This window comes from Vibrio sp. 1-1(7), assembly GCF_013048485.1.
GTDB lineage: Bacteria > Pseudomonadota > Gammaproteobacteria > Enterobacterales > Vibrionaceae > Vibrio > Vibrio fujianensis.
Window position 1 is genome coordinate 179,178 of sequence record NZ_VHSP01000004.1, and the last position, 16,469, is coordinate 195,646.

Below are 16,469 nucleotides of genomic sequence, written 5' to 3' on the forward strand. Positions count from 1 at the left end.
GGTCTTTTTTAAGTCATCACAAATCAAGCGAGAACTTAAAATAGCTCTTCTGCGACTTTGAATAGATCTTGACGCACAGGGCGTTTCATCGTTTCAATCGCTTCAATGATGTCATGGTGAACCAACTCTTCTTTTTGGATACCGACACAACGGCCACCGTAACCTTCTAGTAAGAGATGCACCGCGTAGTTCCCCATACGAGAAGCTAAAATACGGTCAAATGCGGTTGGTCGCCCGCCACGTTGAATATGGCCCAAAACCGTTGCCCGAGTTTCACGTCCGGTTGCTTTTTCAATTTCTTTTGCCAACTGGCTGGCATCGGTCATGAGCTCAGTCAATGCAATGATTGCATGCTTTTTGCCTTTAGATATTCCATCTTGAATATTAGAAATCAATTGCTCCATATCCAAACCAGTTTCAGGCGTAATCACATACTCACAGCCACCGGCAATCGCAGACATCAGCGTCAGATCACCACAGTGACGGCCCATGATTTCTACAATTGAGATACGCTGGTGAGAAGAGGAGGTATCACGCAGGCGATCAATCGCATCAATAACGGTGTTAATCGCAGAAAGGTAACCAATGGTGTAATCGGTTCCGGCAATATCGTTATCGATCGTGCCCGGTACACCGACACAAGGGAAACCCATTTCAGTCAGTTTTTTGGCTCCCATGTAAGAGCCGTCACCACCGATTACCACAAGAGCATCGATGTTATGTTTCTTTAAGTTCTCAATCGCCTTTTTACGCACTTCTTCATCACGAAATTCAGGGAAACGAGCCGATCCAAGAAAGGTTCCCCCTTTATTGATCACGTCAGAAACACTGTAGCGGTCTAGTTGTTTGATATTATCTTGGTATAAACCCAAATAGCCATCATAAATACCATAAACACCTAAGCCAGCACCTAATGCGGTACGGACAACGCCGCGAATTGCAGCATTCATGCCTGGTGCATCACCACCACTTGTCAAAACACCGATATTCTTAATCATGCTCACCCTCGATTTTTTGAGAATTTAATACTCATTTTTAACGTTGCTCACTAACGAAAAAGAGCAACAAAATCTGTTTAAATTATCTGTTATGTTACCTTGCCCAAGCAGGAATACTACTGTTATTTGAGCGTATTTTGTAACTTTACTACTTCTGTAAGAGTATTACAGCTTTACCCGATAGCTTTGTTGATTCATATCAGGATCACGTTTTTTAGTTGTATTGGGTAAAAGATAGTCAAACTCAACTCATCTTTCCTTACCAAGCATGATGTTTTTGTTTTTTCTCCGCCCCAAATACGACGGAATAAGGATCCTGATGGATCAAGACATCTGCACCGGGAAACGTTTGGCACAATTTATCTTCAACTTGATCGGAAATATGATGCGCCTCAATCAATGGAATTTGATCTTCCAACTCAAGATGTAACTGAATGAAGCGAATCGGCCCGGCCATTCGCGTGCGTAATTGATGCACGCCCAGCACCCCGTCTACCGACAATGAAACAGCTTGAATCTGGGCTAATTCTTCATCAGGTAACTTTCTATCCAATAACGTTTGTACCGCCTGATACGCCATATGAAAGGCACTGTAAAGAATGTAAATACCGATGCCAATAGCAAAAATAGCATCCGCTTGTTTGAAACCAAACCAGCTTAAACCTAATGCCACAATAATGGCCGCGTTCATATAGAGATCGGTTTGGTAATGCAGTGAATCGGCGGCAATCGCTTGGCTGGCGGTTTTTTTCACCACGTAGCGCTGAAACATCACTAAAGCAAAGGTAACGAGCATGGCGAACACACTGACATAAATACCGTATTCAGGCGACTGTAATTCATGCGGCCGGAAAAAACGCTCAACACCGTTCAAAATTAAGAAACAGGCGGAGCCAGAGATAAACATCGCTTGCGCTAAAGCCGCCAAGGACTCAGCCTTACCGTGACCAAAAGTATGCTCCCGATCGGCCGGTTGTAAGGCATAACGAACCACGATTAAATTAACGACGGAAGCGGCAATGTCCAATAACGAATCAACCACTGACGCCAATAAACTCACCGAGCCTGTCACCCACCAAGCGGCTATTTTCACTAGCAATAAAAAACTAGCAACCAAGGTTGCCGTCCAAGCAGCAAGTGTGACTAGACGCGCATATTCCTTTTTCATTACCGATCACCGTTACGTTACGAGAGATATAAGAGACAAAGAATTAATTATACACATGAAGGGGCGATCAGCGGCAGATTTCATGCTCAGTAATAAGGCACATAACAGACAAAAAACCCAAGAAGAATACCAGCAACCATAAAGCGTCATTGAACGCTACAAAAACCAAAAGCAGCACATTCAGCGCTGCTTTTGTTGCCGTCAAGTCAGTGTTAAGCGTAATTAAAAACGCCCCTTACCTCTTGAACCATCATGATGTCCGCGAGGCCGATCATTGTTTGCTCTTGGATTTTGCTGCCAGTTTTCATCCATGCATGTTTGCTGTAATGTTTGTAATTTGTCTTTCTGCTCATCCGTAAGAATACTCATCATCTGGTGGCGATTTTTCATCCTATCGACCCGATGCTCTATGTGTATATCGACCATCTGTTTTGCCAATTCAGTTGCCGCAGCTTGATCAAAATCAGCGGCAAGCATCAATTGACGCTCTTGCTCACGTAACGAACGCATTGCATCACGAGGGCCAGATGTACGCTTTTCTTGCATGATTTGACGATGTTGCTCACGCAGAGCGTTTATTTGACTTTGCTGCTCTGGCGTTAACTGAAGTTCTCTCGCCATCGTACGCTCATGGTGCATGCCACACAGACCATCGTGATTCGGTTTTCCTTTACCACCGCCATATGCGAAAACACTCGCAGAACCCAGAGTTAAAGGTAAGACCATTGCCGTCAACACCCATTTTTTTGTCATATTCATCATCATGTCCTCTCTATGAAGGTTACCGCCCAGCTTCTGCGATAACTAAAGTCTGGTACGATAAGAAAATCTGCCTACGCAGTGCTTAACTTGATCATAGGCTCTGGTAAGTAAAGTGGTGTTTAGCGTGAGTAAAGAATCGTAAAGAGTAAACTCTCTGCTGCTGCTTTGTTTACTTTCACAGTAAACTATCACTAACCTGATGTGAATGAAGAGGCATTTATGGCACATATTCTTCTGATTGATGATGATACAGAACTGACCAGCTTGCTCAAAGAAGTGCTGAGTTATGAAGGGTTTGAAGTCTCAGAGGCCAATGATGGGTTATCTGGGCTTGAAGCTCTAAATGAGCATGTTGACCTGATTTTACTGGATGTCATGATGCCCAAATTAAATGGCATGGAAACGCTGAAAAAACTCAGGGAGCAATGGCAAACACCAGTTTTGATGCTGACAGCAAAGGGAGAGGAGATCGATCGAGTGATCGGTTTAGAACTTGGTGCCGACGATTACCTGCCTAAGCCTTTTAGTGATCGAGAACTTCTCGCTCGTATCCGTGCGATTTTACGTCGCACACAAAGCCATTTAGCGAATAAATCGCTTGATGTTATCGAATGCCAAGACATCCAACTCTATCCCGGTAAACAAGAAGCCTACTGCCAAGGCCAACTGTTAGACTTAACCAGTACCGAATTTGCTTTGCTGGCTCATTTTGTGCAAAACCCAGGAGAAACATTGACCAAAGAAGCACTTAGCCTCGATGTATTAGGTAAACGACTCGCCGCCTTTGATCGAGCCATTGATATGCATGTTTCTAATTTACGAAAAAAATTACCGGCTCGATCCGATAACAAACCACGGATCAAAACCTTACGGGGTCGTGGCTACTTAATGGTTCAGGAGGATTAATGCGTCTTCCTAAAATCAATAACTTATACGGACGTATTTTTGCTATTTTCTGGCTAACCATGTTATTGGTGATTATCGCAGTGCTGTCTCTCCCACATCTCGATCCGAGAAAATCCCGAGATTTGCCCGCAAATAGCCACCAACGCATGCTCGATTATAAACGCAATATTGAAGATCGATTTAGTAAGCAAACTCAATTATCCAGTATCATTGCTCAGTTGGAAGCAATGGGAAATATGCATAATGACACCCGCCCTCGTTTTTTTATCGCCGATCAAGAGGGAAATATACTCACCACTAAACGGCATGAAGATTTTAAACTCAAAGCACTCAGAAATTTCACCACCAGTATCGAATCCATTGACAAACCTCAACAACGTTTATATGGACGCTATATGATCTCAGGCCCGGTGCCCATTCATCTCGCTCAACAAGATTTATTACTGTATATCGGTTTACGCTGGGATGAGCCACCGCCCTTCTTATTACGCTTATTTGACAAACCCTTGCATCTTTTACTGTCGGTCATGCTAGTCAGTACGCCATTATTACTCTGGCTCGCTTGGGCACTCAGTCAACCAGCCCAACGGCTTGCCTCGGCGGCACAGCGAGTCGCAAGGGGAGAATTTGTGGTTGACCCTAATCTAGAAAGAGGCACCACAGAATTTCGTCAAGCAGGGCGTAGTTTTAATCAGATGGTTGAAGCCGTCAATCTGATGATTTCTGGCCAACAACGTTTATTGTCAGATATCTCCCACGAATTGCGTTCACCACTCACTCGCCTGCGCATGGCCAATGCCTTAGCCACTCGAAAGCAAGGACAAAGTAGTGAATTAGAACGAATCGATACCGAAGCTCAGCGGTTAGAGCGTATGATTGGTGAGCTACTCACGCTCTCACGCATGCAAACCAATAGCCATCTTAGTCGAGAGATTCAACCATTAAGCAGTTTATGGGAGGCGATCCTAGAGGATGCACAGTTTGAAGCGGAACAAATGCACAAAACGCTGATTCGTGATCCGATTCCAGAACGGTACATTTCAGGTAATCCCAAACTCTTAATGAGCGCTTTGGATAACGTGGTTCGAAATGCAATTACTTATGGTACTGATCATATTGAAGTACGCTTTATCGCCGAGCCTCATCAACTCACTATCACCGTCGAAGATAATGGCTCCGGCGTTCCCGAGCATGAATTAAATGATATTTTCCGACCGTTCTATCGCGTTTCAACCGCTCGTGACCGACACAGTGGGGGAACCGGATTAGGGCTAGCGATTACAGAAAGTGCGATTCGCCAACACAGTGGCCAAGTGATCGCCAGCCGTAGCTCATTAGGCGGGCTAAAAGTACAAGTCACGTTACCGATCCAGCCTTGAGTCAGGTATACTCAGCGACTCCATTGAAAAAAGTAGCTCACTATGTTTGACATTGCTCTTTATGAACCAGAAATTGCCCCCAATACTGGGAACATCATCCGTTTATCGGCGAACTGTGGGGCAAACTTGCATCTAATTGAGCCATTAGGCTTTGATTTAGAAGAGAAAAAAGTTCGCCGTGCTGGGTTGGACTATCATGATTTAGCGCGAGTCACGCGTCATAAAAATTATCAAGCTTTTCTCGATTATTTAGCCACTCGTGGCCATTATCGTATTTTTGCTTGTACCACCAAGACCACTGGCCATCATGTTGATGCACAATTTCAAGCTGGCGATGTATTGCTATTTGGCCCAGAAACACGAGGACTACCAGCCGATCTGATTGAAAGTTTGCCTATGGCTCAGCGCATCCGCATTCCGATGATGCCAGAAGCTCGTAGCCTTAACTTGTCTAATGCGGTCGCTATCATTGCTTTTGAAGCTTGGCGACAAATGGGATTTAACGGTGCTCAATAACGCAGCGCTTAGATGACTCTCACTCACCATTAAACGCCCGTTAAAACAGACCAAAACAAAAACTAACGAAAAGCAAAAAGGTCGCCTAAGCGACCTTTTATATATTCTGATAAGTATCAGTCTATTATAGAGTTACAACTTGAGCAGCTTGTAAACCTTTTTGACCGTTTTCAACGATAAACGATACTTTTTGACCTTCGATAAGCGTTTTAAAGCCTTCAGAAGCGATAGCATTGAAATGTACGAATACATCTGCGCCACCGTTGTCTTGAGATAGGAAACCAAAACCTTTAGTTTCGTTAAACCATTTTACTGTACCAGTTGCTTGATTAGACATAATTTGTCCCTTAATTTATAAAATTCATTGAATGATGCGCTGATGCGCCAATTCGCTTTAGCATGAATTATTTAATGTAACGAATCAGGTAAGGGAAATATTAGGACAACAACTTTTACGATGGGATACTAAGAATTTACTTTTACTTTTGATTTCATTAATAACTCTTAACTCTAGAGCCAGGACACTATAGGGTTTTATTCGATAATAAGCAATCGTTTTATTCCAAAACTGAAAAATAATTCTCCATACTTTAGCTAACGCAGAGGCCAGAGCTAACGCAGAGGCAAGCGACACGCTATTAACTAGTTAAGTCGAGGTGACTAGTTAAGTCGAGGCGGCGCATCGTGATCATCATCGTCATTTTTACGTTCAAACTCCCCATCAAAAGTATCGCCGTGTGACGTGCTATGACCGTCAAACGTTGAACTGCTGCTATAAAACGTTGCACCGTCCATGGAGTGAACCACCACCTTACCCATTAAATAATTTGCCAAGTAAGCGCGCGGAACGGGTAGCAACAAAAGTAACCCAAGAAAATCGGTCACAAAGCCCGGCGTGAGTAATAATATACCGGCCACGGCCAACATAACCCCTTCCATGATCTGCAGAGCAGGCAACTCACCCTGCTGCATTCGTCTCTGCACCGCTGCCAACGTTAATATCCCCTGACTACGAACCAATGATGCGCCAACGATCGCCGTTAATACCACAAATGCTATTGTCGGCCATAGCCCGATAAAGCTCCCCAACTGAATAAATACAGCGATTTCGATAATCGGCACCGTTATAAAGGCAACCAAAAAAATAGCAAACACACTCGCTCCTTAACTTACACAGCTTATCGCTCAACAGACCCTAACAACGAGCGCTTCACGTAACAGATAAACCATAGCTAACCGTTGGTCTTATAATTCTCACTCACGGTAACGTGATGAAAAAAAGACTGCAACTTCTCCGCCTTATTTCTCACATTTTAGTTAGACATTTAGGGCCAAAAAACGAATTCTGCTTAAGGAGAATCATTCCTATTTCCCGCCAATTCGTAGACGTTTACTTCTTTTTCTACCCAGATTGAGATCGCCGTGTGATATCCGGTAAATCTTTTCATATCATTGGTAAAAAAGGTGATCCACTTCCTGTTTTTTATATATCACTCAAGTATTATGCCCGAAGAAGTCAGGACAGATTTTTCAGCCCCAAATTCTGATGAATGGATTCTTAAGGCAGATGTGGCTAAGCATTATCAATCTAAAGTTAGAATTATTATCTTAAGGATCCTGTTATGGCTACCCTATCCGATGCCCCTATCAACACCCCGAAAGCAACCCGAATCGAAGAAGATTTACTCGGTCAGCGCCATGTTCCCGCTGATGCTTATTACGGTATTCACACATTACGTGCGATTGAAAACTTCAATATCTCTAATGTTACCATTTCTGATGTCCCTGAATTTGTTCGCGGCATGATTATGACTAAAAAAGCAGCCGCGCTGGCGAACAAAGAGTTAGGCGTCATTCCGAAAGAGGTAGCGAACTACATCATCCAAGCTTGTGATCTAATTTTAGAGACCGGTAAATGCATGGATCAATTCCCATCCGACGTATTCCAAGGTGGCGCAGGCACTTCTGTCAATATGAATACTAACGAAGTAATTGCCAACGTCGCACTCGAGCTAATGGGGAAAGAAAAAGGTCAATACGAATTCATTAACCCAAATGATCACGTGAATAAAAGTCAGTCCACCAACTGTGCTTACCCAACCGGCTTCCGCATTGCTGTGTATAACAGCGTACTTAAACTGATTGAATCAGTTGAATATATTAAAGGGGCTTTTGAACTCAAAGCCGAAGAGTACAAAGAGATACTCAAAATGGGCCGCACCCAATTGCAAGATGCGGTTCCCATGACCGTGGGTCAAGAATTCCACGCTTGGGCAGTGACGCTCAACGAAGAAATTCGCGCCCTACAATATACCTCAAAACTGTTGCTTGAAATTAACTTAGGTGCCACAGCCATTGGTACTGGGTTAAACACCGCTCCAGGTTATCAAGCAGCCGCAGTTAAGCACTTAGCGGAAGTGACTGGCCTTGAAGTGGTTGCTGCAGAAGACTTGATCGAAGCAACCTCTGACTGCGGTGCGTATGTCATGACCCATGGCGCACTGAAACGCTTGGCGATGAAACTGTCTAAGATCTGTAACGACTTACGACTACTTTCTTCTGGCCCTCGTGCGGGCTTAAATGAAATTAACCTGCCTGAATTGCAAGCCGGCTCTTCTATTATGCCAGCGAAAGTAAACCCCGTGATTCCTGAAGTGGTTAACCAAGTGTGCTTTAAAGTATTTGGTAACGACAATACCATCACCTATGCAGCTGAAGCGGGCCAGTTACAACTTAACGTTATGGAACCGGTTATCGCACAAGCGATGTTTGAATCGATTTCTCTGCTTTCTAATGCTTGCGTTAACTTACGCGATAAGTGTATCGATGGTATTACGGTCAATAAAGAGATCTGTGAGAATTACGTCTTTAACTCTATCGGGATTGTCACTTATCTAAACCCTTATATTGGTCACCATGAAGGTGATATTGTCGGTAAAATCTGCGCCGAAACAGGAAAAAGCGTTCGAGAAGTGGTACTTGAACGCGGTCTGCTCAGTGCTGAAGAGTTGGATGATATTTTCTCCGTTGAGAATTTAATGCATCCTCAATATAAGGCAAAACGCTACGAATAGTAGCAACGTATTGATGAAGGCTCTGATTAACAGAGCCTTCTTACTTTCTGACGGTCAAAAAATGGAAAAAACTTATTCTATGTCATGGCATAATCATTTTTTTATTTTCTGTCGTTAATGAGTTTCCCTTAGCTAATGTGATGAGTTCGCTCATTTGACCGACAGCAAAAGGGAGTTAGGAATGATTAATAATCTTTAGGAGTATAAGATGTTTATAATTGAGTTCCTTATCGTATTAGGATGTATCCTAATTGGTGCAAGGATTGGTGGTATTGGACTTGGTGTGATGGGGGGGATCGGCCTTGCGATACTGAGCTTCGGCTTTGGCATGCATCCAACCAGCCCCCCTATCGATGTTATGTTAATGATTATGGCCGTTGTTGCCGCAGCTGCTTCTATGCAAGCGGCCGGTGGTCTTGACTACTTAATCAAAATCGCCAGCAATATTTTGCGCAAAAACCCTCGCCAAATCACGTTTATCGCACCTTTAGTCACCTACTTCTTTACGATGATGGCTGGTACTGGGCATGTGGCATACTCAGTACTCCCTGTGATTGCTGAAGTCAGCCGTCGTAGTGGCATTCGTCCAGAACGCCCATTGGGTATGGCGGTTATCGCCTCTCAGTTTGCCATTGTGGCTAGCCCGATTGCTGCCGCGGTGGTTGCTCTCGTGGCATTTTTAGAACCACAAGGTATCACTCTAGGTGATGTACTGATGGTCACCATTCCAAGTACTTTTCTTGGTTTGGCTTGCGCTTGTATCTTTGTCAATAAAATTGGTAAAGAACTGAAAGATGATCCTGAGTATCAACGTCGTCTACAAGATCCTGAATTCCGCGCAGAAATGGAGCAAGAGGTTGAAGTCGAAGATATTGTCATTACGCCTCAAGCGAAAAAATCTGTCTCTCTCTTCTTATTTGGTGCCATTATCGTCGTACTCATGGGCGCAATCCCAAGCTTACGTCCCCATTTTGATGGTTCACCAATGGGGATGGCCCATACAATCGAAATCGTCATGCTATCGATTGCGGCACTGATCATCTTAACCTGTAAGCCTGATGGCAATGCGATTAGCCAAGGTTCTGTGTTCCATGCCGGGATGCGTGCCATTGTCGCTATCTTCGGTATTGCTTGGTTGGGGGACACCTTTATTGCTGGTCACAGTGATATGGTGAAAGAAGCCGTTTCAGGCTTGGTTGAAGTCGCACCATGGACGTTTGCCTTCGCCCTATTTGCGCTTTCTGTGATGGTAAACAGTCAAGGCGCAACAACGGCAGTATTGGTGCCGGTAGCGATTACTCTTGGCCTACCACCAGCGATCATCATTGCGGTATTTGTGGCAGTTAATGGTTACTTCTTTATTCCAAACTACGGCCCCATCATTGCGTCGATTGACTTCGACCGCACGGGAACAACACGGATTGGTAAGTACATCTTTAACCACAGCTTTATGTTACCGGGCTTATTGAGCATGGTATTTAGTATTGGTTTTGGTCTACTTCTAGCCAATATTTTGCTCTAATCAGCGTGTAACGAATCAAAAAGCCGCGAGGGTTACCCTCGCGGCTTTTTGATGTCTGACAGAAATGGATTAAACCATTAAGCTGCGTTAGCTTGTGTGATCACTTGCAACGGTAAATGCAAACTGGGTTGAACAAATTCTTGCTGCGCGGCAATGGTTTGCAACTCCCATTCTTTCGCTTGATAGGTGGCCGCCAAAACGCCGTAGCAAGCATCATGGCAGTGCTGAAATGCTTGTTTTGCTCCCCAGCCTTTAACTAAACCAGCGGTGAACAGCGCGGAGATTAAATCCCCAACCCCAACGGGCGCTCGGTCAAATTCAAATTGAGGCCGTTGGGCTAAATAGACCCCGTCTTGAGTCGCTAACAACATATGGAACTCGGTGTTAGATAAACAGTATAAATGCTTCACCAATACCATTTTCGGCCCTTTACTGAGGGCTTTTTGGCAAGCCAGTAGCGCATCATCTAATGTTTGAATCTCCATCTCAGCAAACTGGCTTAATTCAAATTGATTCGGCACGATAACATCAGCCAACGGCATCAAACGAGTTAACAGATAGTCACTGATACCCGGAGCCACAATGCAGCCTTTGTCTGGAGCAGACATCACCGGGTCGCAGATGTATAGCGCTTCGGCATTGGCTTGCTTCACCTTGTTGACCGTTTCTTCAACCGCCAAACACTGTTCGGCACTGCCTTGATAACCCGTCAGAACAGCTTGGCATTTTTCTAACGCTCCAATGTTGGCTAACCCGCGTACCAGCTCTCGAATATCCTCTGCGGCAAAAGCTCGTCCAGTCCAACCTTGAGGGTATTGAGTATGGTTAGAAAATTGGACCGTATGAATGGGCCACACTTCAAATCCCATCCGTTGCATAGGAAAAACAGCACTGCTGTTACCCGCATGGCCAAAAGAGACGTGTGACTGGATAGTAAGGATACCTTGCATCGTTCCTAACCTTTTGTTATCAAGTTCAAAGACAGCGACTGCGTCAATCGCAAAGCAAATAGTGTATCTGACAATCTTGTATTGTCTAAATTATTTGTAAGAAAATATTAAGATAATTCACTTACTGTATCTTCAACAAGAGCTCGTATATAGTAGCGTTTTCGATTAACTCATATGTTGTGATAATGCGCCTGTTTCTTGCTCTCTTATTACTCTTAACGTCCGTCACTAGTTCGCCGCTATTCGCTGCATTTGAGACGAAAAGTGGCTTCGATTTTAACCCGCAAAACCGGTTTGTTTCCGTTGATAGCGCCTTTCCATTCGCCTTTTTCCAGCAAAATGATCAATTATTTCTCGATTGGCAAGTCAAGGAAGGTTATTACCTCTACCAAGATAAATTGTCTATTCACGTCGAAAAAGCACAACTCGGCGAATACACGTTACCTGACGGCTTACCTTATCAAGATGAATTTTTTGGCAAGGTGACTATTTATGATGCGCCACTCTCGCTGGTGTTACCCTTAAATAGCTATCAACCCGGTGCGCAATTAATTGTCGAATATCAAGGCTGTGCCAAGGCAGGATTTTGCTATCCCCCAGAAACACGCATCATTCAGATCGCGCCTTTCAAGGCTCAACCGACCCCCCTCAACCAAGACAATAATCCGTCCTTAACGCCGAGCGCCGTATCGACGACATCCGCAAGCTCACTGACTGAACAACTGGCCCAAAGCCGCTGGACACCGCTGCTCTTTTTACTACTCGGAATTGGGCTTGCATTTACCCCTTGTGTTTTACCTATGTACCCCATCCTCACCAGTATTGTACTCGGTGGAGGCTCGCTGTCTCATCGCCGCGCCTTGTTATTAAGCTTTATTTATGTGCAAGGGATGGCCGTTACATACACTTTGCTTGGTTTAGTCGTCGCATCGGCTGGCTTACAATTTCAGGCGGCACTGCAACACCCTTATGTCTTAATCGGGTTAAGCCTGCTGTTTATTAGCCTCGCCCTCTCGATGTTTGGCTTATACAGCTTACAACTTCCCAGTTCACTACAAACCAAACTTAACCAATTGAGCCAACAGCAACAAGGCGGCCGACTCGGGGGTGTCTTTATCATGGGCATCATTTCTGGTTTAGTCTGTTCACCTTGTACCACAGCGCCGCTGTCAGGGGCTTTGCTATACGTTGCCCAAAGTGGCGATCTGCTGACCGGAGCGCTTGCTCTTTATGCCTTAGCACTAGGCATGGGAATTCCGTTGATTCTCGTGGCCGTATTTGGTAATAAATTGCTGCCTAAAGCAGGAGAATGGATGAACCGAGTCAAAGTGTTATTTGGCTTCGTATTACTTGCTGCACCGATTTTCTTACTCGAACGAATCTTACCCTCTTTTTGGTCAACCATACTGTGGTCGTTCCTCGGCTTAACGGCGTTTGGCTGGTTGTATCACATCAAAAATAGCCTGCCTTTTGCCGGATGGAAACAGAGTTTACTTGGGATTATTGCCATTCTAGGCTTATTAGCATCTGCTCAGCCGCTACTTAACCACTGGTTCAATCCGGCCGGCTATCAAGTTAAGCAAACCGCCCCCATGTTTCAACGCATTGATAACGTTGCAGAGCTAGAAGCGCAACTGGCATTAGCCAAAACCGCAGGGAAGCCGGTCATGTTAGATTTTTATGCCGACTGGTGCGTGGCGTGTAAAGAGTTTGAAAAATACACCTTCCACCGGCCATCGGTTGAAAGCAAGCTGCAACCGTTTATCTTACTGCAAGCCGATGTCACAAAGAACCAACCGCAAGACATTGAGTTATTGAAATACCTTGAAGTATTAGGCTTACCCACCATTGTTTTCTGGGATGTTCAAGGACAACGGCTTCCTCAAGCCCGAATCAGCGGATTTATGCCTGAAGAACCTTTTCTCGCTCATCTGGATAAGTTCAACCTATAACCATCTTCATCGCTACACTGGGCCATCACTCGTTTGGCGCTATGGTTTAGCCGTGAATGGTTTGGCTATGAATAATTTGGCCGTGAATCAGCAAAAAGAGGGATACAGTTCAGAGTTTTTATGTCTCGCGATTGTCCCTCAAGTCAAACAAGGTAATAATTTCGATAACCAAATAGTCAAAAGTAATTAACATCATGGACTCAAGCTACACCATCATTATTGCAGATGACCATCCGCTATTTCGTAATGCGCTCTTCCAATCCGTACATATGGCTGTCAGCGGAGCCAACCTTCTGGAAGCTGACTCACTAACGGCTCTCCTGAGTCTATTAGACAAACAAGCAGACCCTGATTTACTGTTGCTGGATTTAAAAATGCCCGGAGCCAATGGCATGTCAGGATTAATTCAATTGCGATCCGAATACCCGGAGCTACCGATTGTGGTCGTGTCTGCCAATGAAGAACCGACCATCGTGTCACAAGTAAAAACCCACGGTGCTTTCGGCTTTATCCCTAAGTCGAGTGATATGCGAACTTTGATCAATGCGCTTAATCAAGTCCTCAATGGTGATCCCTATTTTCCAGAAGGGTTGATTACCAATCACGCCGCTTGTGACGATTTGACCGAAAAGCTTGCCGCATTAACGCCACAACAATACAAAGTGTTAGGCATGTTATCTGATGGGCTGCTCAATAAGCAGATCGCCTATGAACTGAATGTTTCTGAGGCAACCATTAAGGCGCATATGACGGCCATTTTCCGCAAACTTGGCGTGAAGAATCGGACACAGGCCGTTATTTTATTAAAGCAGGTGCATGAATAATTAATGGTCTAAGCTTCCTTCAGCCACTTCAGAAGATAAAGGCAACCGCAAACCCACCTTGGTAACCTGCCAATCCACCACATCCGCCACGATCCAGTGTAAGCCATACCACTCAAACTGGTCGCCTAAGACAGGAGTGGTACCCAAATGCTCAGTCACCAATTCTCGCAGCGTCATTTGATGATCGAGCTGACCAAGATCCAACCCATACAGTAGCGCAACATCGACCAACTTAGCGTCAATATCTAAGAAAAAATCCCCAAAGAAACGTGATAAAGAGGCTTTTTCCGGTGCTTCGCTAAATAGTTGACTCAATGCTTGAAGATCTTTTTCTTGCCCTAACACACACAGAATGTCGCCTTCTTGCAACTGAGTACTGCCGGAAGGGTGTAACAGTTGCTGTTGACGAAATACTGCAGCGATCCGAGTTCCTTCCGGCATAAATAAGTTACGCAGCGGTTCACCGATGCACCATTTATCTTGCTTTAGCGTGTAAACAAAAAGCTCCCATTCACTCGTAGGAAAAGCCTCGACACCGGTCCGATAAATCGGTTCTGGTTTCGGAGGCAACTCAACTTTCGCCAAACTCATCGCCTTAGTCAATGTACCGCCCTGCACAACCAAGGAGACCATGACCACGAAAAACGCTAAATTGAAGTAGAGTTGCGCCTCTGGTAATCCAGCCATCATTGGAAAAACCGCTAAAATAATAGGCACCGCCCCTCTTAAACCAACCCAAGAGACAAACCATTTTTCACGCGCAGTAAAGCTCTTAAACGGCAACAATCCAATCCAAACCGAGAGCGGTCGAGCAAAGAAAATCATCCCGAACGCCAACGCCAACCCGGGCAACATAATAGCCATCAGATTAGACGGCGTCACCAATAAGCCTAACACCAAGAACATACCGATTTGAGCGAGCCAGGTCATGCCATCAAGCACATTGAGTATTGAATGACGACTACGCGTTGGGCGGTTACCAAGCAAGAGCCCCACCAAATAGATAGACAAAATTCCACTGCCCCCTAACGCATTAGAAAGGGCAAAAATAATCAGTCCACCGCTGACCGTCAGGATGGAATAAAGTCCTTCTGGTAATTGCGTTTTGTTAATCAGTTTCCAGAGCAACCACCCACCCACTAAACCGAGCACTGCGCCTATCCCAAATTGCTGCACAAAGCTTAACGCCAAAAACCCAGCGCTTAATTCCACTCCTTGATGACCAAGCACCGTAATCAGCGTCACGGTTAAAAATACCGCCATCGGATCGTTAGTGCCTGACTCAATTTCCAGCGTGGCACCTACCCGTTCATTTAAACTTCTCCCTTTCAGCAAAGAGAAAACGGCCGCCGCATCGGTCGAGCCAACGATCGCGCCAACCAACACACCTTGCAACAAGGTCAGATCAAATAGCCAAGTCGCCATCAACCCTGTTAACAAGGTCGTTGCTGCTACACCAAAGGTTGCCAACGAAACAGAAGGCCAAAATGCGACACGAAAGCTGCTGACACGTGTGCGCATTCCCCCATCAAGTAAAATAATGGCCAGAGCGAGATTACTCACCAAATAAGCAAGCGAGTAATTATCAAAAACAATCCCCCCGACGCCATCTTCTCCAGCAAGCATACCGACAACTAAGAACACTAACAGAATGGGGATTCCTAACTTAGAAGAGACAGGGCTTAGCAATACACTTAATGCAATCAGTAAGGCACCCACCAGAAAAAAGCCATTAATTGTTATTGCGTCCACTTATCCTCCCAATTGTATCCATCATACCCTAGCCCTACGCATCACTATGTTAATCTAATTTCACTCAGTATTGTGCACGAATTCATAACCTCTTAACGAAAACTTTACGTAAATAATGTCAGGCACACCCTTTCTCTTCTTCACAAAACGTTGATACCACCACACCGCTCTGTTTAGTCAGCCATTCAGCTGGCTTATTATACTTTTGGCTACATTCATCAACCAACCTCAGCAAATAAAATCAAAAAATAAACATAACCAACTGAATATAAAAAAATAAAATAAAAAAAACGCCAGACTAAAGTTGCACAGATCCCTTACCGAAAGACTGCTAACCTACAGGTGTTAACAAAATTTTAACACCCATTACTATCGCAAAGGAGAAGGTTATGGCGTTCGAATCAACCCAACACGCACAAGCCTACTGGAAAGAAAACTTAACCATCATGGGCTCACTACTCGCCATCTGGTTTGCCGTCTCTTATGGGGCAGGCATTTTATTCGTCGAACCCCTAAATAACATTCAATTCGGCGGCTTTAAATTAGGATTTTGGTTTGCACAACAAGGTGCCATCTACACCTTTGTCGCCTTAATCTTTGTCTATGTCTGGCGTATGAACGCGCTTGATAAAAAATACCAAGTTCAGGAAGACTAAAAGGTGGATC

At 44.6% G+C, this 16,469-nt stretch carries 16 protein-coding genes; 9 read left to right on the forward strand and 7 right to left on the reverse strand.

Annotated elements, in window-relative coordinates:
* Nucleotides 1-35 precede the first annotated feature (35 nt).
* The 3 genes from pfkA to FKN05_RS13660 form a co-directional block, all read right to left on the reverse strand.
* Complete coding sequence (pfkA, locus tag FKN05_RS13650; RefSeq protein ID WP_099610265.1) at nucleotides 36-998, reverse strand: 6-phosphofructokinase; 963 nt, start codon at nucleotides 996-998, stop codon at nucleotides 36-38.
* A gap of 259 nt (nucleotides 999-1,257) precedes the next feature.
* On the reverse strand, nucleotides 1,258-2,166 hold the full coding sequence (fieF, locus tag FKN05_RS13655) for a CDF family cation-efflux transporter FieF (protein WP_161428380.1): 909 nt from the start codon (nucleotides 2,164-2,166) through the stop codon (nucleotides 1,258-1,260).
* A gap of 222 nt (nucleotides 2,167-2,388) precedes the next feature.
* Nucleotides 2,389-2,925 (reverse strand): CpxP family protein, encoded by a 537-nt coding sequence (locus FKN05_RS13660; RefSeq protein WP_099610283.1) that lies wholly within the window; start codon nucleotides 2,923-2,925, stop codon nucleotides 2,389-2,391.
* A 222-nt stretch (nucleotides 2,926-3,147) separates the two neighbouring features.
* Here FKN05_RS13660 and FKN05_RS13665 point away from each other — a divergent pair, with 222 nt between their 5' ends.
* The 3 genes from FKN05_RS13665 to FKN05_RS13675 are packed head-to-tail and all read left to right on the forward strand — an operon-like array spanning nucleotide 3,148 to nucleotide 5,729.
* The gene (locus tag FKN05_RS13665) at nucleotides 3,148-3,834 is read left to right on the forward strand and encodes a response regulator (RefSeq protein ID WP_099610263.1); all 687 of its coding nucleotides are present in this window, start codon (nucleotides 3,148-3,150) and stop codon (nucleotides 3,832-3,834) included.
* The gene (cpxA, locus tag FKN05_RS13670; protein ID WP_170887753.1) at nucleotides 3,834-5,213 is read left to right on the forward strand and encodes an envelope stress sensor histidine kinase CpxA; all 1,380 of its coding nucleotides are present in this window, start codon (nucleotides 3,834-3,836) and stop codon (nucleotides 5,211-5,213) included. The genes FKN05_RS13665 and cpxA overlap by 1 nt, the downstream gene beginning before the upstream one ends.
* 42 nt (nucleotides 5,214-5,255) lie before the next feature.
* A complete protein-coding gene (locus FKN05_RS13675; RefSeq protein WP_099610261.1) occupies nucleotides 5,256-5,729 on the forward strand; it encodes a tRNA (cytidine(34)-2'-O)-methyltransferase in 474 nt (157 codons plus the stop codon).
* Nucleotides 5,730-5,853: 124 nt separating this feature from the next.
* Here FKN05_RS13675 and FKN05_RS13680 read toward each other — a convergent pair whose 3' ends face one another.
* Together FKN05_RS13680 and FKN05_RS13685 are read right to left on the reverse strand one after the other, a co-directional pair.
* Nucleotides 5,854-6,066, reverse strand: coding sequence for a cold-shock protein (locus tag FKN05_RS13680; protein WP_099610260.1), 213 nt, complete (start codon nucleotides 6,064-6,066; stop codon nucleotides 5,854-5,856).
* Nucleotides 6,067-6,389: 323 nt separating this feature from the next.
* Nucleotides 6,390-6,884 carry an FxsA family protein gene (locus tag FKN05_RS13685; protein WP_170887754.1) on the reverse strand — a complete coding sequence of 165 codons (495 nt, stop codon included), beginning with the start codon at nucleotides 6,882-6,884 and terminating at the stop codon, nucleotides 6,390-6,392.
* 467 nt (nucleotides 6,885-7,351) lie between these two features.
* Between FKN05_RS13685 and aspA the strand changes: the two genes are divergently transcribed.
* Nucleotides 7,352-8,803 (forward strand): aspartate ammonia-lyase, encoded by a 1,452-nt coding sequence (gene aspA, locus FKN05_RS13690; protein WP_161427020.1) that lies wholly within the window; start codon nucleotides 7,352-7,354, stop codon nucleotides 8,801-8,803.
* 208 nt (nucleotides 8,804-9,011) lie between these two features.
* Nucleotides 9,012-10,325, forward strand: a complete 1,314-nt coding sequence (locus tag FKN05_RS13695) for an anaerobic C4-dicarboxylate transporter family protein (protein ID WP_170887755.1) — start codon at nucleotides 9,012-9,014, stop codon at nucleotides 10,323-10,325.
* Nucleotides 10,326-10,402: 77 nt separating this feature from the next.
* Here the strand turns inward: FKN05_RS13695 and pdxY are convergent, their stop codons facing one another.
* The gene (gene pdxY / locus FKN05_RS13700; protein WP_170887756.1) at nucleotides 10,403-11,275 is read right to left on the reverse strand and encodes a pyridoxal kinase PdxY; all 873 of its coding nucleotides are present in this window, start codon (nucleotides 11,273-11,275) and stop codon (nucleotides 10,403-10,405) included.
* A 185-nt stretch (nucleotides 11,276-11,460) separates the two neighbouring features.
* On the opposite strand from pdxY, the gene FKN05_RS13705 reads away from it, so the two are divergent.
* The 3 genes from FKN05_RS13705 to FKN05_RS13710 all read left to right on the forward strand — a co-directional run bounded on the left by FKN05_RS13705 (nucleotide 11,461) and on the right by FKN05_RS13710 (nucleotide 14,051).
* The gene (locus FKN05_RS13705) at nucleotides 11,461-13,227 is read left to right on the forward strand and encodes a protein-disulfide reductase DsbD (RefSeq protein WP_170887757.1); all 1,767 of its coding nucleotides are present in this window, start codon (nucleotides 11,461-11,463) and stop codon (nucleotides 13,225-13,227) included.
* Between the two features lie 67 nt (nucleotides 13,228-13,294).
* Complete coding sequence (locus FKN05_RS16795) at nucleotides 13,295-13,417, forward strand: hypothetical protein (protein ID WP_272870160.1); 123 nt, start codon at nucleotides 13,295-13,297, stop codon at nucleotides 13,415-13,417.
* 4 nt (nucleotides 13,418-13,421) lie between these two features.
* On the forward strand, nucleotides 13,422-14,051 hold the full coding sequence (locus FKN05_RS13710; protein WP_161427017.1) for a response regulator transcription factor: 630 nt from the start codon (nucleotides 13,422-13,424) through the stop codon (nucleotides 14,049-14,051).
* On the opposite strand, the gene FKN05_RS13715 is transcribed toward FKN05_RS13710, so the two are convergent.
* Entirely contained in the window at nucleotides 14,052-15,803 is a 1,752-nt protein-coding gene (locus FKN05_RS13715) for a potassium/proton antiporter (RefSeq protein ID WP_170887758.1), read from the reverse strand.
* A 389-nt stretch (nucleotides 15,804-16,192) separates the two neighbouring features.
* On the opposite strand from FKN05_RS13715, the gene FKN05_RS13720 reads away from it, so the two are divergent.
* Nucleotides 16,193-16,459 carry a DUF4212 domain-containing protein gene (locus FKN05_RS13720; protein WP_170887759.1) on the forward strand — a complete coding sequence of 89 codons (267 nt, stop codon included), beginning with the start codon at nucleotides 16,193-16,195 and terminating at the stop codon, nucleotides 16,457-16,459.
* The last annotated feature ends 10 nt before the right edge of the window (nucleotides 16,460-16,469 follow it).

Excerpts from the sequence above, each read along its gene's own strand:
- pfkA (WP_099610265.1), bottom strand. The coding sequence starts at position 998 with ATGATTAAGAATATCGGTGTTTTGACAAGTGGTGGTGATGCACCAGGC.
- fieF (WP_161428380.1), bottom strand. The coding sequence starts at position 2,166 with ATGAAAAAGGAATATGCGCGTCTAGTCACACTTGCTGCTTGGACGGCA.
- FKN05_RS13660 (WP_099610283.1), bottom strand. The coding sequence starts at position 2,925 with ATGAATATGACAAAAAAATGGGTGTTGACGGCAATGGTCTTACCTTTA.
- FKN05_RS13665 (WP_099610263.1), top strand. The coding sequence starts at position 3,148 with ATGGCACATATTCTTCTGATTGATGATGATACAGAACTGACCAGCTTG.
- cpxA (WP_170887753.1), top strand. The coding sequence starts at position 3,834 with ATGCGTCTTCCTAAAATCAATAACTTATACGGACGTATTTTTGCTATT.
- FKN05_RS13675 (WP_099610261.1), top strand. The coding sequence starts at position 5,256 with ATGTTTGACATTGCTCTTTATGAACCAGAAATTGCCCCCAATACTGGG.
- FKN05_RS13680 (WP_099610260.1), bottom strand. The coding sequence starts at position 6,066 with ATGTCTAATCAAGCAACTGGTACAGTAAAATGGTTTAACGAAACTAAA.
- aspA (WP_161427020.1), top strand. The coding sequence starts at position 7,352 with ATGGCTACCCTATCCGATGCCCCTATCAACACCCCGAAAGCAACCCGA.
- FKN05_RS13695 (WP_170887755.1), top strand. The coding sequence starts at position 9,012 with ATGTTTATAATTGAGTTCCTTATCGTATTAGGATGTATCCTAATTGGT.
- pdxY (WP_170887756.1), bottom strand. The coding sequence starts at position 11,275 with ATGCAAGGTATCCTTACTATCCAGTCACACGTCTCTTTTGGCCATGCG.
- FKN05_RS13705 (WP_170887757.1), top strand. The coding sequence starts at position 11,461 with ATGCGCCTGTTTCTTGCTCTCTTATTACTCTTAACGTCCGTCACTAGT.
- FKN05_RS16795 (WP_272870160.1), top strand. The coding sequence starts at position 13,295 with ATGAATAATTTGGCCGTGAATCAGCAAAAAGAGGGATACAGTTCAGAG.
- FKN05_RS13710 (WP_161427017.1), top strand. The coding sequence starts at position 13,422 with ATGGACTCAAGCTACACCATCATTATTGCAGATGACCATCCGCTATTT.
- FKN05_RS13720 (WP_170887759.1), top strand. The coding sequence starts at position 16,193 with ATGGCGTTCGAATCAACCCAACACGCACAAGCCTACTGGAAAGAAAAC.